The organism is Amycolatopsis pithecellobii, assembly GCF_009707865.1.
Taxonomy (GTDB): Bacteria; Actinomycetota; Actinomycetes; order Mycobacteriales; family Pseudonocardiaceae; genus Amycolatopsis_E; species Amycolatopsis_E pithecellobii.
Window position 1 is genome coordinate 20,781 of sequence record NZ_WMBA01000066.1, and the last position, 23,155, is coordinate 43,935.

Here is a 23,155-nt window from a genome sequence, read left to right on the forward strand (position 1 = left end):
GTCAGCTGCCGTCTGCGAGCAGGTCCTCGATGACGATGGGGATGTGGCGCACCCGGATGCCGGTGGCGTTGTGGACGGCGTTGGCGATGGCCGCCGCCATGCCGACCACGCCGATTTCGCCCAGTCCCTTCGCGCCGACGGCGTTGTGCAGGGTGTCCGGGTACTCGACGAAATGGACATCGATATCGGGGATGTCCGCGTTCACCGGGACCAGGTAACCCGCCAGATCACCGTTGGCGAAGCGGCCGTTCGCCTCGATCTCTATCCCCTCGTGCAGAGCGGCCGACACGCCCCAGATCATGCCGCCGCTGAGCTGGCTGCGCGCGGTCGTCTCGTTGATGATCCGGCCGGCGTCGAACACGCCGAGCAGGCGCGACACCCGGATCTCCCGGGTCCACCGGTGCACGCGGACCTCGCAGAACTGCGCACCGAACGAGGAAAACGAGTGCTTGGTCAGTTCCTCGCCGGGCGCGGACGATCCGGTCGCGGAAAGTGACGTCCGGCCTACCGCCCGGAGCAGCTCGCCGAACGTCATCGACTGGCCGTCGGCCAGCACCTGACCGTTCGCGTAGGAGACGTCGAGCCCCTCGAACGGCGCGCCCGGAGCCGACGCGAGTGCGCGCAGGTCGTCGATCACCGTCGACGCGGCGATCATGATGGCCGTGCCGACGCTCGCCGTCGCGGTCGAACCGCCGGACAGGCCACCCGGCGGGAGAGCCGAGTCACCCAGCCGCGGGGTGACCTTGTCCGCGGAGATGTCGAGCGATTCGGCACCCACCAAGGCCATCACGGTCAGCAGGCCGGTCCCCGGGTCCGCCCCGGCGGTCGAAACCACGGCCGCGTCGTCAGCCTGCAGTGTCACCTCGACGGTCGCCGGGAACCGCAATGCCGGGAATACCGCCGTGGCGGTGCCGAGCCCGACCTGCCAGTCACCGTCAATCCGACCGTGCGGTGCCCGGTTCGCCCAGCCGAACCGCGTCGCGCCGATGCGGAAGCACTCGTCGAGATGCTTGCTCGACCACTGCAGGTCCTTGCCGGGAGGCGCCGTCGAGTTGTTCCGGATACGCAGCTCGATCGGGTCCATGTTCAGCGCGATCGCCAGTTCGTCGAGCGCGCTCTCCAGCGCGAAGGACCCCGGTGCCTCGCCCGGCGCCCGCATGAACGTCGTCGGCGGCACGTTCAGCGGCACGATTTTCTGGCTGATGGCCAGGTTCGGCGTGGCGTACCACTCGCGCGAGGTCCCGTGTGAGGTCGGCTCGACGAACGAACGGTCCGCCGCGGTGCTGCACCACGAGTCGTGGCGCACCGCGATCAGCCTGCCGTCGGTGTCCGCGCCGAGGGAGATTCTCTGCACCGTCGCGGCCCGGCCTGCGGTGGCGGTGAACACCTGCTCCCGGGTGAGCGCGGCCTTGACCGGGCGGCCGAGCGCGCGGGACGCCGCGGCCGCCAGGAACGCCGGCACCGACGTACCCCCCTTGCCGCCGAATCCGCCGCCCACGAACGGATTGACCGCGTGGACCGCCGACGGCTCGATGCCCAGCGCGCCGGCCAGCTCCATCGCCTGCAGGTGTGAGCCCTGGTTTCCACTGTAGACAGTCATGGTCCCGGACTCCCACACCGCGACGGCGGAATGTGGCTCCAGCGCGGCATGATTCTGGGTGGCGGTGCGGTAGGTCGCGTCCACGACCACCGGGCTCTCCGCCAGTGCGTCCTCAATCGACTCGACGCCGGGTGCGAGAATCTCCAACGACGGTGGGTCTTCCGAGACGACCGGCGCCGCCTCCTCGGCCGTGGCGAGCCCGTCGTCCAGAGAGGTCAGCGCCGGCCGTTCGTGATACGTGACCTCGATCAGCATGGCGGCGTCCCTGGCCTGCTCGAAGGTCTCCGCCACGACGAAACCGATCGGCTGGCCGTAGTAGGCGACCTCCTTGTCCTGCAAGGGAACCCAGACGGCGAGGCCGAGCATCGAAGCCGGCGCGCGCAGCTCCAGCGGCTCGAAGGGCGTATAGACGCTGATAACACCGGGCGCGCTCGCCGCCGCCGTGATGTTCATGGCCGCGATCTCGCCATGCGCGATGGTGCTGACCACGACATATCCGTAGACCATGCCGGCAAAATTGTGGTCCAACCCGTACTTGGCCCTGCCGGTGACTTTCTGCGGGGCGTCCAGGCGGCTCGGCATCAGCGGCTCCCCTCGGTCAGTTCGAGCAGTGCGCGGACAATGGTCCGCGGCAGCAGTGACAGCTTGAAACCGTTGTGGGACAACGGTTTGGCACCTTCGGCCGCCACGGAAGCCGCGGCTTCGAAGGACTCCGGTGTCGCGGGCGCGCCACGCAGGGCCGCCTCGACAGCGGGCAGCCGCCACGGCACGGTCGCCACCCCACCGACGGCGACCCGCGCGTCGACGACCTGCGCGTCCTGGATGTCCAGTGCGACGGCGGCGGAGCAGAGCGCGAACTCGTAGGACTGCCTGTCCCGCACCTTGACATAGGTGGAACGCTCGGCCCAGTCCAGCTGTGGCACCACGATCTCGGTGATCAGTTCACCGGGCCGCAGCACATTCTCCACCTCGGGCGTATCACCGGGCAGCCGGTAGAAATCGGCCAGCCTGACGGTACGACTGCCGTCCGCGCCGGCCAGCCGGAGCTCAGCGTCGAGTGCGATCAGCGCGACGGCCAGGTCGCTGGGGTGTGTCGCGACGCAGTTTTCGCTCGTGCCCAGCACGGCGTGCATCCTGTTGGCTCCCGCGATCGCGGAGCAGCCACTGCCCGGTTGCCGCTTGTTGCACGGCATGGCAACGTCCCGGAAATACGTGCACCTGGTGCGCTGCAACAGGTTCCCGCCGATGCTGGCCATGTTCCGCAACTGCTGGGATGCGCTCAGCCGCAAGGCGCGGGAGATCACCGGGTACACCCCGGGATGCCCGGCGACGTCGCTCATCCGCTCCAGCGCGCCGATCCGCAGGCCGTCGCGAGTGTCGATGCCCCGCAACGGCAGGTCGTTGATGTCCACGACGTGGTGCGGTGTCAGGACGTTGAGCTTCATCAGGTCCACGAGCGTGGTCCCGCCGGCGAGGAAGGTGCCGGGCGCCGACAGCGCGGCTTCGACCGTCGCCGGTGCCGTGAGTTCAAAGGGACGCATCGGCCTGCCTCACCTGCTCGATCGCCGCGACGATGTTCGGATAGGCCGAGCAGCGGCAGATGTTGCCGGACATGAACTCCCGGACGTCGTCGACGTCGTCACGGATCGCGGCGACCGCGGACATGAGCTGACCTGGCGTGCAGAACCCGCACTGCTGGGCGTCGGCCTCGACGAACGCCCGCTGCACCGGAGCCAGACCGTCCTCTGTGGACAGTCCTTCCACCGTTGTCACCTCCTGCCGCACGGTGGCGGCCAGGGTGAGGCACGAAAGCACGGGCCTGCCGCCGACGTGTACGGTGCAGGCGCCGCACTGACCGCGGTCACAGCCCTTCTTCGGGCCGGTGATGTCGAGCCGTTCGCGCAGCGCGTCCAGCAGCGTCACGCCGGGATCGACACTGAGTTGTGCCGCCCTGCCGTTGACTTCAAGCGAGATGTCCATATTCCCCAACGATCGTCTGTAGCGCGAGTTCGGCGGCTTGAGCTGTCCCGGCGGGGAGATCCGCCGACCGTCGCGCGGATATTCATCCGCTCGGAACAATGCTAGCGGATTACAATCCGCTTCGCACCCGTGAAGTTACTCCAGCGGGGCGCCAAGCGGACGAGCGGAGGAACGATGACGACGGGATCGGTGAGTCCGCGGCGCGCGGACACCCGGCGCAACCACGAGCGCATCCTCATCGTGGCCGCGGAGGAGCTGACCACGTCGGGTGAGGTGTCGTTCAATGCCATCGCGAAGAAGGCCAAGGTGGGGGTCGGCACGGTGTACCGGCATTTCCCCACGGCGGAAGCGCTCATCCTCGCGGTCTACAAGCGCGAGGTGCGCCAGCTCGTCGACGTCGCGCAGAGCCTCCTCACGACGCACACCCCGGCGGCGGCGTTCCGGGTGTGGGTGACCGAGCATCTGGCGCGCGCCATGATGACCAAGCGTGGCCTGGCGAAGGCCTTCGGCGTCGCGACGGCCAACCGGGAGTTGCCCAGCAGCGCCTACGACGCCATGGTCGGCGCGGTCGCCACCCTGCTGGAGGCGAACGTCGAAGCCGGCACCGTCCGGGCCGGCGTTGCCCCGGCGACAGTCATGCGCGGCCTCGGCGGCCTGTTCTACCTCGACCCGAACGACGACTGGCGCGCCCAAAGCGCAGACCTCGCCGACCTGCTGTGGCGCGGCATGAAAGCGGAGTAGCCGGCGCGATGGTGATACGGCGTGGCGCCGGGGCTCGGTGATGGCGCGGTCGCGGCACCCCGCTCGCTCCCAGCAGCAGCAAACGGACCCTAGGAAGCCCTGGGGATCCGGTATACCGCGTGGGTCACCAGTGACGCCGAGCGTGCGGACGTCGGGCGGAGGCGAAGGGCCGGTACCCGGGCGAACAGGCGCTCACCGCCACCAAGGAGGATCGGGGTGACGTGCAAGCGTAGCTCGTCGAGCAGGCCCGCCGACAGGTACTGGTCCACTGTGGACGGACCGCCCGCGATGGCGACGTTCGCCTCGCCTGCGGCGTCCCGCGCCTGGTCCAGCGCGGACTCGATGCCGTCGGTGACGAACGTGAACGTGGTGCCTCCCGCCATGGTCAGCGGCTCGCGTGGATAGTGCGTCAGCACGAAGACCGGCCCGTGGTAAGGCGGTTCATCACCCCACCAGCCCGTCCAGTCGACATCCCACTCGCCACGGATGGGGCCGAACATGTTGCGGCCCATGATGTACGCCCCGGCGCTGAGGATCCCGTCGAGCTCCGCCCGGTTCTCCTCGGGCGTCTCGAACATCCACGTGTGCAGCCCCTCGCCGCCTTTCCCGAGGGGATCCTCGCGGCTCTGCTCCGGCCCGGCGGCATACCCGTCCAGCGAAATGGTGATGTCACAGACAACCTCACTCACCGGCCACCTCCTCAGCCGGCAGCGCGACCTCCGCCGCCGCGTCGGGACCCCGCTCCAGCAGGATGCCGAACCCGGTCTCGTCGAGCACCGGGACCTTCAACTGCACGGCCTTGTCGTACTTCGAGCCCGGTGAATCGCCGACCACCACGAAAGCCGTCTTCTTCGACACCGAGCCCGCCGCCTTGCCACCTCGCGACATGATGGCTTCCTTGGCCTCGTCCCGCGAGTACGTCGACAGTGAACCCGTCACGACGATCGACAGGCCCTCCAAATTCCGCGGGATCGACGCGTCCCGCTCCTCGCGCATCCGCACCCCGGCCCGGCGCCACTTGTCCACGACCTCGCGATGCCAGTCGACCGCGAACCATTCCTTCACCGCGGCCGCGATGGTCGGGCCGACACCGTCCACATCGGCCAGTTCCTCCTCGCTCGCGGCCTCGATCGCCTCCACCGAACCGAATTCCCGCGCCAGCGCCTGCGCCGCGGTCGGACCCACATGCCGGATCGACAGGCCCACCAAGACCTTCCACAGTGGACGATCCTTCGCCGTGTCCAGATTGGACAGCAGCTTGCGGGCGTTGGCCGACAGCTCCCCCGCCTTGGTGCGGAACAACTCCACCTCGGTCAGCTTCCCGGCATCGAGATCGAAGATGTCGCCCTCGTCGGCCACCACACCGGACTGCAGCAACGCGACAGCCGCCTCGTAACCGAGCACCTCGATGTCGAACGCGCCGCGCCCGGCGAGGTGGAACAGCCGTTCCCGAAGCTGCGCGGGGCAGAACCGCGAGTTGGGGCAACGGATGTCGACGTCGCCCTCCTTCTGGTGCGCCAGCCGCGTGTCACACTCCGGGCACCTGGTCGGCATCACGAACGGGTGCGCGTCGGCGGGGCGCGCGTCGATGACCGGGCCGAGCACCTCGGGGATCACATCACCGGCCTTGCGGATGACCACGCGGTCCCCGATCCACACCCCCTTCCGCTCGACCTCTTCGGCGTTGTGCAGGGTGGCCATCGCGACCGTCGACCCGGCGACCTTCACCGGCTCCATCACCGCGTACGGCGTGACGCGCCCGGTGCGTCCCACGTTCACCTTGATGTCGAGCAGCTTCGTGATCGCCTCTTCCGGCGGGTACTTGAACGCGATCGCCCAGCGGGGAGCGCGCGACGTGGTGCCGAGCCTGCGCTGCAACGAAACCTGGTCGACCTTGAGCACGATGCCGTCGATCTCGTGCTCGGCGTCGTGCCGGTGCTCCCCCCAGTACTCGATGTGGCGGACCACCTCGCCGGCCTTGTCGAACACCTTGGTGTGCGTGGAAACCGGCAGCCCCCATGCCTTCAACGCCTCGTAGGCCTCCGACTGGCGCCCCGGCTCGAAGCCCGCGCGCCGGCCGAGGCCGTGACAGATGAGCCGGAGGCGGCGGCTGCGGGTGACCCGGGGATCCTTCTGCCGCAACGATCCCGCCGCGGTGTTGCGCGGGTTGGCGAACGGGGGCTTGCCGGCCTCGACGAGTTTCGCGTTCAGGTCGAGGAAATCCTCGACGCGGAAGAACACCTCACCGCGCACCTCGACGACCTCGGGTACGGGGAACTCGCTCGTGCCGGTGAGCCGCTCCGGGACCTGGTCGAGCGTGCGGACGTTCAGCGTGACGTCCTCACCCGTGCGCCCGTCCCCACGGGTGAGCGCGCGGGTGAGCTTGCCCTGCTCGTACAGCAGGTTGATGGCCAGCCCGTCGATCTTCAGCTCCGCCAGGTACTGCGTCGAGCCGCCGACCTCACGCTCGATGCGCTCGAACCACGCGAGCAGCTCCTCGGTGTCGAACACGTTGTCCAGGCTGAGCATGCGCTCGAGATGGTCGTACGCGGCGAACTCGGTGGAGAACGTGCCGCCCACCCGCTGCGTCGGGGACTCGGGCGTGACCAGCGACGGGTACTCCGCCTCCATCGCCTCGAGCCGGTGCAGCAGCTCGTCGAACTGGCCGTCGGAGATCGTCGGCGAGTCCAGCACGTAGTAGCGGAACTGGTGGCCGCGGACCTCCTCCGCGAGCTCGCCGTACCGCTCCCGCACGTCGGCGGGCACGTCCTGGACTTCCGGTGCTGGCACTTCACTCACAGCCGGTAAGACTAGTCAGTACCCCCGACAGTTTTCTCACTTCGGCTCGGCGAGGCCCCGGACCAGGTCACGCAGCTGCACCAGCGACAGCGAATCGGCCGGCTCGACCTCGACGGCTTCCACTCTCCGTAACCGCTCGCCCGCCAGCCGTTCGCCGAGCGTGGCGTCGAGGGGGAGGAACGTGAGCGCCGTGCGCGCCGCTTCGTCCAGCTCGGCGAGCTTCGGGTGGTACACCTCGATGTCCACGAGCTCGCCGGTCACCCGCGCGCCGACCCGGAAGTCGCCGAGGGCGATCCGGTGTTCGCCGAGGTTGACCGTGACCCCGGATGGATCCGGCACCGGAGGTACCGAGTCGTGGAACTCCCAGATCGCGTCCTCCGCCGGCGCCGCCGCGCGCCACGCGTCGGTGTACGGCCGCAGCGCCGGGTCCTCCTGTCCGGTCACGACGAGCGCGTAGATCGCACGGCGGCCGCGTTCGAGCGAAAAGTGCAGCTCCGGGTGCAGTGCGGCGACGGCCGTGGCCAGCTCGTGCTCGACGCGCTGGGGCTCGCGGTCACCGAGTGCCGCGTTGATCTCGGGCAGCAGCTCGAACCAGCGGCGCCAGAACTCCCCCGCCGCCGCGCCCGGGTCCGCCGGCACCTCCTGCACCGGCCACGGCGTGCGCGGATCGGGCACGCCCTTGCGCCGGAACCGCCGGAACCACCGCATGCCTACCAGCCTTCCGGTGGCTCCACGAACGCCTTGCCCAGATCGCGCGTCAACGACAGCGCGCGGCGCAGCCAGGTTGCCGACGCACCGGCGAGACCACAGACCGGGGTCGGCACGGCGCGCTCGGCGAGGATCGACCGGTTGAAGCCGAGCCGATCGGTCAGCCGCAGCGCGGGCGCCGCGATTTCGCGCAGTGTCAAGGGTTTCGCGGGCGCAAGCGGCGGGACGAGACCGAGGAACAGCTCCACTCCGCTGTCCCAGGCTTCGCCGAGATCGTCGAGGAGTTTCGCGGGCGAGCCGTCGAGCTGCGTCGCGTCGAGTGCGAGGGCACCGGCGCCGGCCGAACGCAGCAGTGCGACCGGCGGCCGCGGCGCACAGCAGTGCACGACAACCGGCCGGCCGGTGATCTTCCCTGCCCGTTCGATCACCGTCGCGAGCAGGTCGCGCGCTTCGGGTTCCGCCACGGCGGACACCGTGCCGTAGCCGGAAGGCGTCGACAGCGAACCGGCGAGGACATCGGGCAAGGACGGTTCGTCGAACTGCACGACGACCTCCGCGCCGGTACGGGCCTTGAGTTCGGCGACGTGCGTGGCGAGTCCTTCGAGCATCGACTCGGTGAACTCGCGGACGGCGCCGCGGTCGGTGAGCACGCGATGTCCGCGGGGCAGCTCGATGCCCGCGGCCAGCGTCCACGGCCCGGCGAGCTGGGTCTTGAGCACCTTCGCCCCGGTGGCCGCCGCGTCCACCGCGTCGAGATCCCACCGCAGCAGGTCCACCGCGCGGCGGTGGTCACGGCCGGGATGGGCCGCGACGCGGTAGCCGCTGGGCACCTCCTCGATGGCGAGGTCAACCAGGAACGCGGCGGACCGGCCCAGCAGGTCCGCGCCGACCCCGCGCGCGGGCAACTCGGGCAGGTGCGGGAATTCGGGCAGTTCGCCGAAGATGATCGCGGCGGCTTCGGCCACGTCGGTCCCCGGCATGGAACCGATACCGGTCGCGGCACCGGCGGGCCAGGCTCGTTCGCTCACCGGTTCATTGTGGCCGGTGCCCTGACACCCGGTCGCACGCCCCCTCGCCGTCCCCGGCGTAAACAATTCCGACATTCCTCCGCAATTCGCCTCGGCGCTCCCGGATCACGATTTCCGTGGCTACTCTTCGAGCGCATGACGAGCGATTCACGGCGGGCCGGCGGTGGCACGCTGTTCACCGAGCCGATCCTGGTCGTGAACCAGAAGGCCAAGCTGGTCGAAACGGTCACCGAATTCGGGGTGTTCGACCGGGACGGACAGCGGCTCGGTGCGGTGGTCGAGACCGGGCAAAGCCTGGCGCGGAAAGCGCTCCGGCTGTTCACGAATTTCGACCGGTTTCTCAACCATGTTTTCGAAGTGCGCGATTCCGGCGGAAGTGTCGTGGTGAAAGTGACGAGACCGGCCAAAATGGTCCGGTCGCGGTTTCTGGTGACCCGCGCCGACGGCAGCCCGATCGGTGAGATCAGCCAGGAGAACGTGTTCGGCCGGATCCGGTTCGCGTTCACCGCGGGCGGGCGGCCGCTCGGCCAGCTGCGGGCGGAGAACTGGCGCGCGTGGAACTTCTCGATCACCGACGCCGCGGGCACCGAGGTCGCCCGCGTCACGAAGACTTTCGCCGGGGTGCTCAAGGAGACGTTCACGACCGCGGACAACTATGTGGTCGAGGTCCACACGCAGCTGTCGGATCCGCTGGCCAGCATGGTCGTCGCCGCGGCGCTGACCGTCGACACCGCACTCAAGCAGGACGCGCGCGACACGTGACCGGTGTCTCAACCGCGTGCGGTGGACAACCCGTCCCTGGGCGATTCACAGTGAATGATCCGGGATGGAGAGGACGTTGAGTTCGCGTGGAACCACTTGCCGAGGATGCGGCACGGCCGTGGACAGAGCCGGGAATCTACGAGGTGGCGCCCGGCGTCTACCGGATTCCGTTGCCACTGCCCAACGACGGGCTGCGCGCCGTGAACGTCTACGCGATCACCGACGGCACCGAACTGGTCATGATCGACTCCGGCTGGGCGCTCGACGAGGCACGTGACGGGTTGCAGGCGGCACTCAAAGGGATCGGCGCGGAACTCGGCGACATCAGCCAGTTCCTGGTCACCCACGTCCATCGCGATCACTACACACAGGCCGTCGCGCTGCGGCGGGAGTTCGGCAACCGGATCGCACTGGGCGAGCGGGAACGGACGACGCTGGAGATCATCGCGAACCCGGCGTCCGGGCCGATGAACTCACAGCTGCAGCTGCTGACCGAGGCCGGCGCCGAACCGATCGTCAGGACGTTGCACGAGCTGTTCGGCGGGATGCGCAACACCGAGGTCGAGCTCTGGGAAAAGCCGGACGAGTGGCTCACCCCCGGCCGCCGCACCGTGCTCGGCAGCCGCGCGCTCGACGTGGTGCACACGCCGGGGCACACCGAAGGGCACGTGGTGTTCGACGACGGCGCCGCGGGCCTGATGTTCACCGGCGACCATGTGCTGCCCCACATCACGCCGTCGATCGGGTTCCAGGCCGAGCTGGTCCCGTTGCCGCTCCGGGATTTCCTGGACTCGCTGCGCCTGGTACGCGGGATGCCCGACCGGCGGATGCTGCCGGCGCACGGTGTGGTGTCCCCCAGCGTGCACGTCCGCATCGACGAACTGCTGGCCCACCACGAGGATCGCTTGGCACGCACGGCCGAGACGGTGGCCGATGGGGCGTCGACGGCGTACGAGGCCGCCGGGAAGCTGGGCTGGACGCGGCGAAAGCGCAAGCTCGACGAGCTGGACACGTTCAACCAGATGCTCGCGGTCACCGAAACCAAGGCGCACCTGGATCTGCTGGCCTACCAGGGAAAGCTGACAATGTCCGAAGTGGACGGTGTCCGGCACTACGCGGTGGCATAGGCGCATGATCCGGATCCGACGGGCCACGGCGGCGGACGTCGAGGCGATCGTCACGCTGCTCGCCGACGACCACCTCGGCCGTAAGCGGGAGTCCCCCGCCGATCTTGAGCCCTACCAGCGCGCGTTCAAGAACGTGGACGGGGACCCCAACCAGTTCCTTGCTGTCGCGGAGGAAGCGGGCGAGATCGTCGGCACCATGCAACTGAGCTTCCTCACCGGCCTTTCCCAGCGGGGCGCGAGCCAGCTACTCGTCCAAGCCGTCCAGGTCCGCGTGGACCGGCGCGGCGCCGGGCTGGGCACGCAGCTGATGAACTGGGCGATCGAGCAGGCGCGGCAACGAGGCTGCTCGATCGTGCAGCTGACTTCACACTCTTCCCGCGTCGACGCGCACCGGTTCTACGAGCGCCTCGGTTTCGCCCGAAGCCACGCCGGCTTCAAGCTCAAGCTGTGAAAACTCAAGCCGTGAAAACTCAAGCTGTGCGCGAGATTTTCGCGCTGCCCAGCACCAGATCACCGCGCGCATCCGGCCGGTAGAGCACCACGACCTGGCCGGGCGCGACCCCGCGCAACGGTTCCCGCAGCTGGATCCGGACCTCGCCGTCGACGGCCTCCGCGACCGCGTCCGCGGTCCCGCCGTGTGCGCGCACCTGGATGACGCATTCGGTCGGCCCGTCCAGCGGACGCTCGCCGGGCCAGATCGGCCGCTCGGCTTCGATCTCCCGTACGGCGAGCTGTTCGGCCGAGCCGACCTTGACGGTGCCCGACACCGGTTCCAGTGACAGCACGTACCGCGGCTTGCCGTCCGCAGCCGGGTGGTCGAGCCCGAGACCCTTGCGCTGGCCGATGGTGAAGCCGTGCACGCCCGTGTGCCGCCCGAGCACCGCGCCGGTCTCGGCGTCCACCAGGTCGCCGGGGCGCTCGCCGAGCTTGCGTTCCAGGAACTTCTTCGTGTCACCGTCGGGGATGAAGCAGATGTCGTGACTGTCGGGCTTGTGCGCGACGGCGAGCCCACGTTCCTCGGCCTCGGCGCGCACCTGTGACTTGTGCGAGTCGCCGAGCGGGAACATCGAGTGCCGCAACTGTTCCGGGGTCAGCGAAGCGAGCACATAGGACTGGTCCTTGCCCTCGTCCGCGCTGCGCCGCAGCTCCGGCACACCGTCCACAAGCGACAGACGAGCATAGTGGCCGGTGGCCACCGCGTCGAAGCCCAGCGCCATCGCCTTGTCCAGCAGCGCTTCGAACTTGATCTTCTCGTTGCACGTGACGCATGGGTTCGGGGTCCGGCCCGCGGCGTACTCTCCGACGAAGCTTTCGATGACCTCTTCGGTGAACCGCTCGGCGAAATCCCAGACATAGAACGGGATCCCGAGAATGTCCGCGGCCCGGCGCGCGTCGTGCGAGTCCTCGATCGTGCAGCATCCACGTGCGCTGGTGCGGAGGGTGCTCGCCCGGGGGCCCGGGGGTGTCCCCCGACTCGACCGCGCGGACAGCGCGAGGTGGACACCCACCACGTCATGCCCCGCCGCCACCGCACGCGCGGCAGCCACCGCCGAGTCCACTCCCCCGCTCATCGCGGCCAGAACCCGCATCACGCCCCCTTCCGCATTCCGGTCAGTCCCGCCTGGCGTGCCCGCGCGACGACCGCGCCGATCTCCCGCGCCACCGCGTCCACATCCGCCCGGGTCGAGGTGTGCCCGAGGGAGAACCGGAGCGAGCAGCGCGCATCCTTCGCGTCCGCGCCCATGGCGAGCAGCACGTGACTGGGCTCCGCGACACCCGCTGTGCAGGCCGAGCCCGTCGAGCACTCGATTCCCTTGGCGTCCAACAACATCAGCAGGCTGTCGCCCGCGCAGCCGGAGAACGTGAAGTGCGCGTTGCCCGGCAGCCGCTCCTCGCCCGGCGGCGGCCCGTTGAGCACCGCGTCTCCGACTTCGCGGCGGATCGCGTCGATCAACTCGTCACGCAGTTCCGCGAGCTGCGCCGCCTGCTCGGGCCGGCGCGCCACCGCGATGCGGACGGCCGTCGCGAACGCGTGGATCGCGGGCACGTCGAGCGTGCCGGACCGCACGTCGCGCTCCTGCCCGCCGCCGTGCAGCAGCGGCATGCATTCGGTGTCCCGCGCCAGCAACAGCGCCGCGACGCCATACGGCCCGCCGATTTTGTGGCCGGTGAAGGTGAGCGCGCTCACGCCGCTGGCGGCGAAATCGACCGGCACGCCGCCGACCGCCTGCACGGCGTCGGTATGCAGCGGGATCTCGTGCGCGGCGCAGATCTCGGCGAGCTCCGGCAGCGGGTTGATCGCGCCGACCTCGTTGTTCGCCCACATCACGGTGACCAGCGCGACGTCCGACGGGTCCTGCTCGATGGCCTTGCGCAGCGTCTCCGGCTGGACCCGGCCCTGCTCGTCCACGTCCAGCCAGGTGACCTCCGCACCGGCCTCGTCGACCAGCCACTGCACCGTGTCCAGCACGGCATGGTGCTCGACGGCGCTGGAAATGATCCGCCTGCGCGCGGGCTCGGCATGGTGCCGGGCCCAGAAAATGCCCTTGACCGCGAGGTTGTCGCTTTCCGTGCCACCGCCGGTGAAGATCACCTCGGACGGCCGGGCGCCCATCGCCTCGGCGATCGTCTCGCGCGCCTCCTCGACCATGCGCCGCGCGCGCCGCCCCGAGGAATGCAGCGCGGAGGCGTTGCCCACGGTGGACAGCGCCTCGCTCATCGCCGCAATGGCTTCGGGCAGCATCGGGGTGGTTGCCGCATGGTCGAGATATGTCATGACACCACCAGCGTAGACGGTCCAATTCACTCGCGGGTGGGCCACCGTCGAGTGACGGAGAGCACGCAGGCGGCTTACAGAACCACCGGCACGGCGTGAACCGGCTTCGTGCGGCGGGGCCGGCGTTGCGGGTGGACCGTGCCGAGGGCGGAACGGACGGCCGACTCGGCCAGTTCCGCGAGCTCCCGACGACCCGCGGCGCGGCCGGGCGCGATTTCCTCGCACACGAACACTTCCAGCACCAGCCCTCGCAAGCGGGCCACCCGGCGGAGCGAATCGATGAGCGACTCCGGTCCGATGAACGCGGGCTGCGTCGTCTCGCGGCCATCGGTGAGGCGGTAGCGCAGCGCGAGCGGCCGCACCGGCACCCCGCCGTCGATCGCGGCCTGGAACGCTGCCGGGGTGAACCGGCCGGAGGCCGTTCCGCACCAGGTCGTGCCCTCGGGCGTCACGCTCACCAGCGACCCGCCGCGCAGCGCGCCCGCCAGCTCGGCCATCGTGCCCGGCAACGTGGAAAGCCGTTCCCGGTCAAGGAAAATGCTGCCGCCACGCGCGACGATCGCGCCCAGCACGGGCCAGCTCGCGATCTCCTTCTTCGCCAGCGCCCGCATCGGGCGGATCGCGTTGACCGCGAGCACGTCGAGCCACGAGATGTGGTTGTTCACCACGAGCGCGCCACGGCCGGGCTCGGCACGGCGGAATTCGTCACCCCCGTGCACGAGCAACCGCACCCCGAACGCGCGCAGCACGGAACGGCAAATGAGGCGCGCCAACGGTTCCCGGGCGCGCGCGAACGCGAGCAGCGGCGTCGAGGCGAGCGCCGCCGCCACCACCAAGACCGCCGAACCGATCCGCATGATGCGCCGTGGCAAGGAAACCGTCGGGGCGCCGCGGGTCAGGCACCCGTCACCACACGGCGCCTGGGGCATCCACGCGTGGCTCATCCGCCGGTCCCGAGGAAGTACTTGAGGTAGCGCTCGTCCACATTGTGCAGATCCAGCAAGGTGAAGAAGTCCGCGACGCCGAAGTCCGGGTCGTGCGCGGGCGGGCCGCACACCTTCGCCCCCAGGCGCGCGTAGCCCTTGAGTAGCGGCGGCAGCAGCGAGCGCGACGGCCGGGGGATTTCCGTGTTCTCCCAAGGCTCCCACGGCGTCACCCGCTGCACTTCGGGCGCGTAGTGCTTGGTCTGGATGACATCCCACACCCCGGCGGCGAAGCTGCCGCCGTCCGCGAGCTCGACCGAGGCGCACCCGGCGAGATAACGATGTCCGGCCAGCAGCATGTACCGGCCGATGCCGGCCCACACCAGGCCCACCACGGCACCGGTGCGGTGCTCGGGATGCACGCAGGAGCGGCCGGCCTCGACCAATGACGGCCGCAGCGCCGAAAGTTTCGTCAGATCGAATTCGGTGTCGGAATACAACCCGCCCGCCGCGACCGCACGATCTGGCGGGAGCATCCGGTAGGTGCCGACGATCTCACCGGAGTTGTCCTCGCGAACGATCAGGTGATCGCAGAACTCGTCGAATCTGTCCACGTCGAGCCCTGGCTGTGCCGAGTGCAGTTCGGCACCCATCTCCTCGGCGAAGACCGCGTGGCGAAGTCGTTGCGCCGCAACAACTTCCTCGGAGTTGGAGGCGACGAGCAGCGAGTAGCGAGGTGCCCCGTCCAGCTGCGCTTCGGTGCTGACGAGTAGCTGTGACCGCGTCATGCCTCAGGTGTACTGCGGCCCGGAACCACCGAGCCCTCGGTGGGATGACCACTTCGTGCACTTTGTGTGAAGAATGGCCCTCCCGCGGATACCGGAGGGCCATTCGCTCACCTGTCAGCCTTTGCGCTTGGCGACCTCTTCGGTCAGCTGCGGGGCGACGTTGAACAGGTCGCCGACGACACCGAAATCGGCGATCTCGAAGATCGGCGCCTCGGGGTCCTTGTTGACCGCGACGATGGTCTTCGACGTCTGCATCCCGGCCCGGTGCTGGATCGCGCCGGAGATGCCGAGCGCGACGTACAGCTGCGGCGAGACCGTCTTACCGGTCTGGCCCACCTGGAACTGTGCCGGGTAGTAGCCGGAGTCCACCGCGGCACGCGAAGCGCCCACGGCCGCGCCGAGCGAGTCGGCGAGCTTCTCGACGACCTCGAACTTCTCCGCCGAACCGACACCGCGGCCACCGGAGACCACGATCGAAGCCTCGGTGAGCTCGGGCCGGTCACCACCGACGACCGGCTCGACACCGGTGATCTTGGCGGCCTTCGCAGCGTCCACCGCGGGCACCTCGACGCTCTCCTCGGCCGCTGCGGCCGGCGCTTCCGAAGCCTCGACGGCGCCGGGGCGCACCGAGACCAGCGGAATTCCGTGCGCGGCCTTGGACTTCACGGTGTAGGCGCCACCGAAGATCGACTGCTCGACGGTGCCGTCGGAGTTCACCGCGACCACGTCGTACAGCAGCGCGCCGCCGAGGCGCACCGCCAGCCTGCCGGTGACCTCCTTGCCCTCGGCGGTGGCCGCGGCCAGCACGGCGGCAGGTGAGACCTGCCCCGCCAGCTGGGCCAGCACGTCCACCTTCGGCGTCACCAGGTAGCTCTCGGCGTCGTCGGACTCCGCGATGTAGACCTTCGCGGCGCCGTAGTTCGCCAGCTGGTCTTTGAACTTGCTCGCCGTACCCGGCGCGCCCACCACGACGGCCGACGGCTCGCCCAGCTCGCGGGCGGCGGTCAGCAGCTCGAACGTCAGCTTCTTGAGCTCGCCACCGACGTGGTCGACGAGAACCAGAACCTCAGCCATTTGTCGGTCTCCTCTCTCAGATGAGCTTCTGGCCGACCAGGTACTCGGCGATCTTCGAACCGCCGTCACCTTCGTCGTCGACACGCTGACCGGCGGTGCGCGGCGGCTTGGGCGCTGCCTCGGTGACCTGCGACCACGCGTTGGCCAGCCCGACCTCGCCCGCGTCGATGCCCAGATCGGCAATCGTGAGCGTGTCGACCGGCTTCTTCTTCGCGGCCATGATGCCCTTGAACGACGGGTAACGCGGCTCGTTGATCTTCTCGCTCACGCTCACCAGGGCCGGCAGGCTCGCTTCGAGGTGAGTGAGCCCGTCCTCGGTCTCGCGATCGGCCTTGACGCTGGTGCCGTCGACGGTCAGCTCGCGCACGTAGGTCAGCTGGGGCAGCCCCAGCAGCTCGGCCAGGATGGCGGGCACCGCGCCCGCGCTGCCGTCGGAAGCCTCGTTGCCGGTGATGATCAGGTCGTAGTCCTCGACCTTGCCGATCGCGGCGGCGAGCACCTTGGCGGTGGCGATCACATCGGAACCGTGCAGCGTCTCGTCGGAGACGTGGATGGCCTTGTCGGCACCCATCGACAGTGCCTTGCGGATGGCGTCGGTGGCGCGGTCCGGTCCGACGGAGATGACGGTGACCTCGCCCTCGCCGGCTTCCTTGATCTTGAGGGCCTCTTCGACGGCCTTCTCGTTGATCTCGTCGAGTACCGCGTCGTCTGCGGATGCGCGGTCAAGCGTGTGGTCCGCTTCGGAGAGCTTTCGCTCCGAATAGGTGTCCGGCACCTGCTTGACCAGAACAACAATCTTCGTCATGGGTCCCCTTCGACCTGTCCGTTGTCCAGCCCTACCAGCCGGTAGCGTAGGGAGCTTTTCGGGCTGTGGCGCGCTGAGGTGACCGCATTCACCTGGAATCCCAATTTACCGGGACCATCGTCCCAGTAATTTTTTCACGACATAGCACTACTCCAAGTGGACGCCAGTGGCGCACGGGCTACACGGCGTAGACCTTTCGGGTTAATCTCACACACCGTGTCTCCTCACGTAGCAGTAGTGACCGACTCGACCGCGTCACTTTCCGGCCAGCTCGTCAGGCAGTGGGGCATCAAGGTCATCCAGCTGCAGCTCCAGGTGGACGAGCGGATCGACGACGAAGCGAGATTCGACCGCGACGAGCTCGTGGAGTCGCTGCGCGCGAACCGGCTCGTGGCGACCGCGCCACCCGACCCGGGCGCGTTCTTCTGGACCTACCAGGACGCGGTCAGCGAGGGCGCGACGGCGATCGTCAGCGTGCACATCTCCGGGCGGATGTCGGCGACCGTGGAGGCCGCCCGCCAGGCCGCGGAACAGATCCGGATCCCGGTGTACACCGTCGACAGCGGCACGGTCGGGATGAGCCTGGGGTTCGGGGTGCTCTCGGCCGCGCGCGCCGCCGCCGCGGGAGCACACGTCAACCGCGTGATCGAGGCGGCGGAACGGCGGTTCACCAGCACGTCAGAACTGATCTATGTGGACACTCTCGAATATCTGCGCCGCGGCGGCCGGATCGGTGCGGCGCAGGCGTTGCTCGGGACGGCGCTGTCGATCAAGCCACTGCTCACCGTTCAGCGCGGCGAGGTCGCGCCGCTTTCGCGGGTACCGGGGGCGAAGCGGGCGATGAACAAGCTGATCGACATCGCCGCGCAGCGGGCGAACTCGTACCCGAGTGAGGTGGCGGTGTCGTGTTTCCGGCCGACCGAACGTGAACTGTCCGTCGTCCGGACGCTGCGGCGGCGGGTACGCAACCTGCGCGACCTGTCGATCGTCGAGTCCAGCGTCGTGGTCGGCTCACATGTGGGGCCCGGCGCCATGAGCGTCACGGTCTCCCCCGTCTGACCGGGGGCCCCGGGTGACGATCACCACGCACGAGCCGGCCGGTGACGAGCAGCGGCTGGTGGCCGAGATCCGGCGGTTCGCGGCCGCGCCATTCGACGCCAGACCGGCCCCGACCGCCGACATCGACGACCTCGACCTGCGGCTGTTCCACACGACCTACCTCCCGTCGTTCGTCGCTCCCGAGTCACTCGAGGACAACCGTCGCCCCGTCGAGACGGATCTGGCGTGGCTGCGCCTGGTCACGCCGGCCGCCGCGCCCACGAACCTCGGTGTGCTCACGATCGGCAAGGACCCCAGCGCGCATGTGCCGGGCGCCTACGTGCAGTTCGTCCGGTACCAGGGGCTGGATCTGGGTGCGCCCGTCGGCGACCAGCACGAGTTGCGCGGGAACCTCGTGGGCACCGCGACCCGGCTGGGCGCGTTGCTGAGCGCGAACCTGCGCACGAAACTCACCGAGGGCGAGGGGCTGTTCCGGGAGGAGACGCTGCCGGATTACCCGCTCGAAGCGCTCCGGGAGACGTGCATGAACGCGTTGATGCATCGTGATTACGAGCGGTCGAATGCGCCGGTACGCATCGCCTGGTTCGACGATCGGATCGAGGTGACCAACCCGGGCGGGCCGTACGGCCAGGTGCGGGCGGACAACTTCGACCGCGTCAGCGACTACCGCAACCCGGGCCTTGCCCGCGCGATGAAGGCGCTCGGGTACGTGAACCGCTTCGGGCGCGGGATCTGGCGTATTCGCACGGCGATGGCTCGCGCGGGCAGCCCGGTGCCCGAGTTCCACATCGACGAGACCTCGTGGTGCGTCGTCCTGCGCAAGTGGCCCTGAGCATTCAGCCAGTAGGGTCGGGCGGGTGACGACGTCCGGACGCACCGAAGCGCTGCATCTGACCGGGGAACGGACCGTGCCCGGGATACCGGAGGAGACGTACTGGTTCCGCCGGCACGAGGCCGCTTACCTTGCCCTGCTTCCGCAGTGCGCGGGGGCGATCGTGCTGGAGGCCGGCTGCGGTGAGGGGTACGGCGCGGCGCTCATCGCGCGGCGGGCGGCGCACGTACTGGCACTCGACTACGACGAGCCGACCGTCAGGCATGTCGCGCGGCGCTACCCGGAACTGTCAGTCGTTCAAGGAAACCTCGCGTTCCTGCCGCTGGGATCGTCCACTGTGGACGTCGTAGCGAACTTCCAGGTGATCGAGCATCTGTGGGACCAGGCCGGTTTTCTCGCCGAGTGCCGGCGGGTGCTGCGACCGGGAGGCCGGCTCATCGTGACCACGCCGAACCGGCTGACCTTCACGCCCGACAGCGATACTCCGCTCAACCCCTACCACACCCGTGAGCTAGCACCGTCCGAATTGGACTCGTTGCTCCGTGAAGCCGGGTTCGAAGTCGAGCTGTTGCACGGTTTGCGGCACGGCCCCGGCGTACGGGCGCTCGACGAGAAGTACGGCGGCTCGATCATCGACGCGCAGCTCGACGTCGTCATGGGGCAGTTGCCTGGGCAGGCCGAATGGCCGGCGGAGCTGCTCGCGGACATCAGCACGATTCGCGCGGAGGACTTCGAGATCACCGGCGACGAGCTGGACCGGTCGCTCGATCTGGTCGCGGTGGCGGTCCGGACATGAGCAGCGAAGGCACGTTTTGCCTTGTCCTGCACAGTCATCTGCCGTGGTTGCCGCATCACGGGTCGTGGCCGGTCGGCGAGGAATGGCTCTACCAGGCGTGGGCGCATTCGTACCTGCCCGTGGTCGAGTTGTTGCGCCGGCTCGCCGACGAGGGTCGCCGGGAGGTGCTGACGCTCGGTGTCACCCCAGTGCTCGCGGCACAACTCGACGACCCGTACAGCCTGCGGACATTCCATGAGTGGCTCGGTCACTGGCAGCTGCGGGCACTACAGGCCGGCACGCTGTGGCGTGACGATCCCTTGCTCCGGGAGCTGGCCGCGGCCGAGCACCGAGCCGCACTCAAGGCAAGCGAAGCGCTCGAAACCCAGTGGCGGCACGGATTTTCACCAGTACTACGGTCCCTTGTGGACGGTGGTACGATCGAGCTGCTGGGCGGCCCACTGACGCATCCGTTCCAGCCGCTGCTGGACGAACGGATCCGCGCGTTCGCGCTGCGTTCCGGTCTCGAGGACACCGCGCTGCGGATCGGCCATCGCCCGGCGGGCATTTGGGCGCCGGAGTGTGGGTACGCGCCCGGGATGGAGCACGGTTACGCCTCAGCCGGGGTAGAACGGTTCCTTGTGGACGGTCCCGCACTGCGCGGTGATACTTCGGTGGCGCGTCCGGTCGGTTCGTCCACTGTGGTCTGTTTCGGACGGGATCTCGAAGTCACGTACCGGGTCTGGTCACCGAAGGCGGGTTACCCCGGGCATCCGAACTACCGCGATTTCCATACCTGGGCGCACGAAGTCGGCGTGAAGCCGTCGCGGGTCACCGGTCATCACGTCGCCCCGCAGGACAAGGCCCCCTACGATCCGGCGCTGGCCGCGGACACGCTTCGCTTGCACGTCAAGGACTTCGTGGACACGGTGGTGACCAGGCTGCGCCGCCTGCGTGCGCGGAACGGGCGAGAAGCATTGGTCGTCGCGGCCTACGACACCGAGCTTTTCGGACACTGGTGGCACGAAGGACCGGCGTGGCTGGAAGGGATCCTGCGCGCGCTCCCGGAAGCCGGGGTGCGGGTCACCACGCTGCGGGGTGCGCTGGAGGCCGGTCACGTGGGCGCACCGGTGGACCTGCCCGCGTCTTCCTGGGGTTCGGGCAAGGACTGGCGGGTGTGGGACGGTGAGCAGGTCGCGGACATGGTGGCGGACAACGCCGCGGTGCAGCGCCGCCTGCTCGCGATCCGGCCCGGCACGTTCCGCGATCCGGTGCTGGACCTGGCGGTCAACGAGGCGATGCTCGCGCTCTCGAGCGACTGGGCGTTCATGGTCACGAAGGATTCGGCCGCCGACTACGCCCGGCGCAGGGCACGCGTGCACACCGACCGGTTCGACGCCCTCGTCCGTGGCGAGACCCCGATTCCGTGGGAGGACCGGGTGTTCGGCCACCTGGACGCGCGGCTGCTGTAGTGCGGAGCTGCGGACCGTGACAGAGGTCCGCAGCTCCCGAGATTGCGGAACGGTCAGAAGGGGTTGAAGTTCTTCTCGGCGGAGACGGTGGCCCCCGTCGTGGTGCTGGGCGCGGCCGCGACGGTCACCGCCAGCAGCCCCAGCGCGGCCGCAGCCGCGAGCACGATGGCCGCACGGGCACCCTTCCTGGTCTTGGAACGCACTTTCGAATCCTTTCCGGTGGGTGTCAGAAGTTGATGAAGTTGGCGGGATCCGTAGCCGAGGCTGCGACCCCCGTCGTGGTGCTGGGCGCGGCCGCGTCCGCCACGGTCACCGCCAGGAGCCCCAGCGCCGCTGCGGCAGCGAGCACAATGGCGGCCCTGGCGCTCCTCTTGGTCTTCTTCGAAGTCGAACCCATTGAGAGTCCTTTCTCGTTGCCGGCCGGGCTCGGCCGGAGGACCCGAGGATTGCACCGGCCACCAGCACCACCATGCCTTTCGGGCGAAACGGGCACGGACGGCTCGCACTTCGGGAAGTAACGGTCGTAAAGCCTAAGTTGACCAGTGAGTAACCTCGTTCCATGCGCGTGCTGATGCTGTCCTGGGAGTACCCGCCGGTTGTCGTGGGCGGGCTGGCGCGTCATGTGCACGCCCTGGCGCGACACCTGGCGCGGGACGGGCACGAAGTCGTGGTGCTGTGCCGGCATGTCGCGGGCACGGACGCGCAGACCCATCCGACGACGGATCGCATGGTCGACGGGGTGCGGGTGATCCGGGTCGCCGAGGATCCGATGCACGTCACCTTCGAGCAGGACCTGATCGCGTGGACCCTCGCGATGGGCCACGCCATGGTGCGGCGCGGCTTGGAGCTGTTGCGCACGTGGCAACCGGATGTGGTGCATGCACACGACTGGCTCGTCGCCCATCCCGCGATCGCGCTGGCCGAAACGTCCGCACGGCCACTGGTCGCGACGATTCACGCGACGGAAGCCGGGCGGCATTCGGGATGGTTGTCACATCCGCTGAACCAGCAGGTGCACTCCGCGGAATGGTGGCTCGCCAACCGCGCGGACGAGCTGATCACCTGCTCCCAGGCGATGCGTGCCGAGGTGTCCGGCTTGTTCGAGGTCCCGGCCGACGAGATCACGGTGATCCACAACGGTATCGAGGGCCGGGGCTGGCGGGTGCCGGCGGACGAGATCGCACGCGCCCGCTCGGCTTTCGCACCGAACGGGGAACCGTTGCTGTTATATTTCGGGCGGCTGGAATGGGAAAAAGGGGTGCAGGATCTGCTGGCGGCGTTACCGTCGATCCGGCGTGACCACCCCGGCACGCGGCTCGTGGTCGCCGGCCGGGGTCGGCACCAGGAAGAATTGGTTGCCCAGGCACGAAAACTGCGCGTGCGGCGGGCCGTTCACTTCGCCGGCCACCTACCGGACCGGGAACTGCGGACCGCTTTGGGTGCTGCGGATGCGGTAGTTTTGCCGAGTAGGTATGAACCTTTCGGAATTGTCGCGCTGGAAGCCGCGGCTGCCGAAGCCCCGCTGGTCGCCTCCACGGCGGGTGGGCTCGGTGAGGTGATCATCGACGGCATCACCGGCCTGGCCTTCGAACCTGGTGACAGCGCCGCCATCCGCGCGGCGGTGGATTCGGTACTGCGGGACCGGAAGTCGGCCCGCCGCCGAGCCCGCACAGCCCGCGCCCGCCTGGCGGAAGACTTCGACTGGACCCACATCGCCACCGCGACAGCTGACGTGTACCGCCGTGCCCGGGTCAGTGAGCGGGGGATCTTGGGCCGCCCCAAGATCCCCACGGGGAACGCCTTCACGCCGTAAGGGGGCCAGCCACCCCACGCACAAAACCGCCGCCGTGCAACAAAAAGCCGCCGAGGGACCCACCGCCCACTCCCACCCCCGGACCAACACGAA

General features: G+C 69.0%; 24 protein-coding genes. 9 read left to right on the plus strand and 15 right to left on the minus strand.

Annotated features, from left to right (window positions below; translation table 11 throughout):
* Position 1 precedes the first annotated feature (1 nt).
* Genes GKO32_RS30925 through GKO32_RS30935 form a run of 3 tightly spaced genes read right to left on the minus strand, consistent with a single transcriptional unit; the run spans position 2 to position 3,580 of the window.
* Entirely contained in the window at positions 2–2,182 is a 2,181-nt protein-coding gene (locus GKO32_RS30925) for a xanthine dehydrogenase family protein molybdopterin-binding subunit (RefSeq protein ID WP_154760448.1), read from the minus strand.
* Positions 2,182–3,141, minus strand: a complete 960-nt coding sequence (locus tag GKO32_RS30930) for an FAD binding domain-containing protein (RefSeq protein ID WP_154760449.1) — start codon at positions 3,139–3,141, stop codon at positions 2,182–2,184. The genes GKO32_RS30925 and GKO32_RS30930 overlap by 1 nt, the downstream gene beginning before the upstream one ends.
* Complete coding sequence (locus tag GKO32_RS30935; protein ID WP_154760450.1) at positions 3,128–3,580, minus strand: (2Fe-2S)-binding protein; 453 nt, start codon at positions 3,578–3,580, stop codon at positions 3,128–3,130. The genes GKO32_RS30930 and GKO32_RS30935 overlap by 14 nt, the downstream gene beginning before the upstream one ends.
* 174 nt (positions 3,581–3,754) lie before the next feature.
* Between GKO32_RS30935 and GKO32_RS30940 the strand changes: the two genes are divergently transcribed.
* Positions 3,755–4,321 (plus strand): TetR/AcrR family transcriptional regulator, encoded by a 567-nt coding sequence (locus GKO32_RS30940; protein WP_154760451.1) that lies wholly within the window; start codon positions 3,755–3,757, stop codon positions 4,319–4,321.
* A gap of 89 nt (positions 4,322–4,410) precedes the next feature.
* Here the strand turns inward: GKO32_RS30940 and GKO32_RS30945 are convergent, their stop codons facing one another.
* The 4 genes from GKO32_RS30945 to GKO32_RS30960 are packed head-to-tail and all read right to left on the minus strand — an operon-like array spanning position 4,411 to position 8,856.
* On the minus strand, positions 4,411–5,010 hold the full coding sequence (locus GKO32_RS30945; RefSeq protein WP_312868854.1) for a dihydrofolate reductase family protein: 600 nt from the start codon (positions 5,008–5,010) through the stop codon (positions 4,411–4,413).
* Positions 5,003–7,120: an NAD-dependent DNA ligase LigA gene (gene ligA, locus GKO32_RS30950; RefSeq protein ID WP_312868856.1), complete on the minus strand. Its 2,118-nt coding sequence runs from the start codon at positions 7,118–7,120 to the stop codon at positions 5,003–5,005. The genes GKO32_RS30945 and ligA overlap by 8 nt, the downstream gene beginning before the upstream one ends.
* A 36-nt stretch (positions 7,121–7,156) precedes the next feature.
* Positions 7,157–7,828 (minus strand): hypothetical protein, encoded by a 672-nt coding sequence (locus GKO32_RS30955; protein WP_154760453.1) that lies wholly within the window; start codon positions 7,826–7,828, stop codon positions 7,157–7,159.
* Positions 7,829–7,830: 2 nt separating this feature from the next.
* Entirely contained in the window at positions 7,831–8,856 is a 1,026-nt protein-coding gene (locus GKO32_RS30960) for a uroporphyrinogen decarboxylase/cobalamine-independent methonine synthase family protein (protein WP_312868857.1), read from the minus strand.
* Positions 8,857–8,991: 135 nt separating this feature from the next.
* On the opposite strand from GKO32_RS30960, the gene GKO32_RS30965 reads away from it, so the two are divergent.
* The 3 genes from GKO32_RS30965 (at position 8,992) to GKO32_RS30975 (ending at position 11,196) form a co-directional block, all read left to right on the plus strand.
* The gene (locus tag GKO32_RS30965; RefSeq protein ID WP_154760455.1) at positions 8,992–9,618 is read left to right on the plus strand and encodes an LURP-one-related family protein; all 627 of its coding nucleotides are present in this window, start codon (positions 8,992–8,994) and stop codon (positions 9,616–9,618) included.
* 86 nt (positions 9,619–9,704) lie between these two features.
* A complete protein-coding gene (locus GKO32_RS30970; RefSeq protein WP_312868859.1) occupies positions 9,705–10,745 on the plus strand; it encodes an MBL fold metallo-hydrolase in 1,041 nt (346 codons plus the stop codon).
* A 4-nt stretch (positions 10,746–10,749) separates the two neighbouring features.
* Entirely contained in the window at positions 10,750–11,196 is a 447-nt protein-coding gene (locus GKO32_RS30975; protein ID WP_154760456.1) for a GNAT family N-acetyltransferase, read from the plus strand.
* A 19-nt stretch (positions 11,197–11,215) separates the two neighbouring features.
* Here the strand turns inward: GKO32_RS30975 and mnmA are convergent, their stop codons facing one another.
* The 6 genes from mnmA to GKO32_RS31005 all read right to left on the minus strand — a co-directional run bounded on the left by mnmA (position 11,216) and on the right by GKO32_RS31005 (position 17,111).
* Positions 11,216–12,334 carry a tRNA 2-thiouridine(34) synthase MnmA gene (gene mnmA / locus GKO32_RS30980; RefSeq protein WP_154760457.1) on the minus strand — a complete coding sequence of 373 codons (1,119 nt, stop codon included), beginning with the start codon at positions 12,332–12,334 and terminating at the stop codon, positions 11,216–11,218.
* Positions 12,334–13,521 (minus strand): cysteine desulfurase family protein, encoded by a 1,188-nt coding sequence (locus GKO32_RS30985; protein WP_154760458.1) that lies wholly within the window; start codon positions 13,519–13,521, stop codon positions 12,334–12,336. Before GKO32_RS30985 ends, mnmA begins: the two co-directional genes overlap by 1 nt.
* A gap of 74 nt (positions 13,522–13,595) precedes the next feature.
* Positions 13,596–14,465: a lysophospholipid acyltransferase family protein gene (locus GKO32_RS30990; RefSeq protein ID WP_154760459.1), complete on the minus strand. Its 870-nt coding sequence runs from the start codon at positions 14,463–14,465 to the stop codon at positions 13,596–13,598.
* A complete protein-coding gene (locus GKO32_RS30995; protein ID WP_154760460.1) occupies positions 14,462–15,232 on the minus strand; it encodes a GNAT family N-acetyltransferase in 771 nt (256 codons plus the stop codon). Before GKO32_RS30995 ends, GKO32_RS30990 begins: the two co-directional genes overlap by 4 nt.
* A gap of 114 nt (positions 15,233–15,346) precedes the next feature.
* Positions 15,347–16,306 carry an electron transfer flavoprotein subunit alpha/FixB family protein gene (locus GKO32_RS31000; RefSeq protein ID WP_154760461.1) on the minus strand — a complete coding sequence of 320 codons (960 nt, stop codon included), beginning with the start codon at positions 16,304–16,306 and terminating at the stop codon, positions 15,347–15,349.
* 16 nt (positions 16,307–16,322) lie between these two features.
* A complete protein-coding gene (locus GKO32_RS31005; protein WP_154760462.1) occupies positions 16,323–17,111 on the minus strand; it encodes an electron transfer flavoprotein subunit beta/FixA family protein in 789 nt (262 codons plus the stop codon).
* A 216-nt stretch (positions 17,112–17,327) separates the two neighbouring features.
* Here GKO32_RS31005 and GKO32_RS31010 point away from each other — a divergent pair, with 216 nt between their 5' ends.
* Genes GKO32_RS31010 through GKO32_RS31025 form a run of 4 tightly spaced genes read left to right on the plus strand, consistent with a single transcriptional unit; the run spans position 17,328 to position 21,249 of the window.
* The gene (locus GKO32_RS31010; protein WP_312868860.1) at positions 17,328–18,170 is read left to right on the plus strand and encodes a DegV family protein; all 843 of its coding nucleotides are present in this window, start codon (positions 17,328–17,330) and stop codon (positions 18,168–18,170) included.
* 13 nt (positions 18,171–18,183) lie between these two features.
* The gene (locus tag GKO32_RS31015) at positions 18,184–19,002 is read left to right on the plus strand and encodes an ATP-binding protein (RefSeq protein ID WP_312868862.1); all 819 of its coding nucleotides are present in this window, start codon (positions 18,184–18,186) and stop codon (positions 19,000–19,002) included.
* Positions 19,003–19,027: 25 nt separating this feature from the next.
* A complete protein-coding gene (locus GKO32_RS31020; protein ID WP_312868863.1) occupies positions 19,028–19,798 on the plus strand; it encodes a class I SAM-dependent methyltransferase in 771 nt (256 codons plus the stop codon).
* Positions 19,795–21,249, plus strand: coding sequence for a glycoside hydrolase family 57 protein (locus tag GKO32_RS31025; RefSeq protein ID WP_154760463.1), 1,455 nt, complete (start codon positions 19,795–19,797; stop codon positions 21,247–21,249). Before GKO32_RS31020 ends, GKO32_RS31025 begins: the two co-directional genes overlap by 4 nt.
* Before the next feature lie 53 nt (positions 21,250–21,302).
* Here GKO32_RS31025 and GKO32_RS31030 read toward each other — a convergent pair whose 3' ends face one another.
* Together GKO32_RS31030 and GKO32_RS31035 are read right to left on the minus strand one after the other, a co-directional pair.
* Entirely contained in the window at positions 21,303–21,452 is a 150-nt protein-coding gene (locus GKO32_RS31030) for a hypothetical protein (RefSeq protein WP_154760464.1), read from the minus strand.
* Positions 21,453–21,475: 23 nt separating this feature from the next.
* Positions 21,476–21,646 carry a hypothetical protein gene (locus GKO32_RS31035; RefSeq protein ID WP_154760465.1) on the minus strand — a complete coding sequence of 57 codons (171 nt, stop codon included), beginning with the start codon at positions 21,644–21,646 and terminating at the stop codon, positions 21,476–21,478.
* Positions 21,647–21,808: 162 nt separating this feature from the next.
* Here GKO32_RS31035 and GKO32_RS31040 point away from each other — a divergent pair, with 162 nt between their 5' ends.
* Positions 21,809–23,062 (plus strand): glycosyltransferase family 4 protein, encoded by a 1,254-nt coding sequence (locus GKO32_RS31040; RefSeq protein ID WP_154760466.1) that lies wholly within the window; start codon positions 21,809–21,811, stop codon positions 23,060–23,062.
* Positions 23,063–23,155 lie beyond the last annotated feature (93 nt).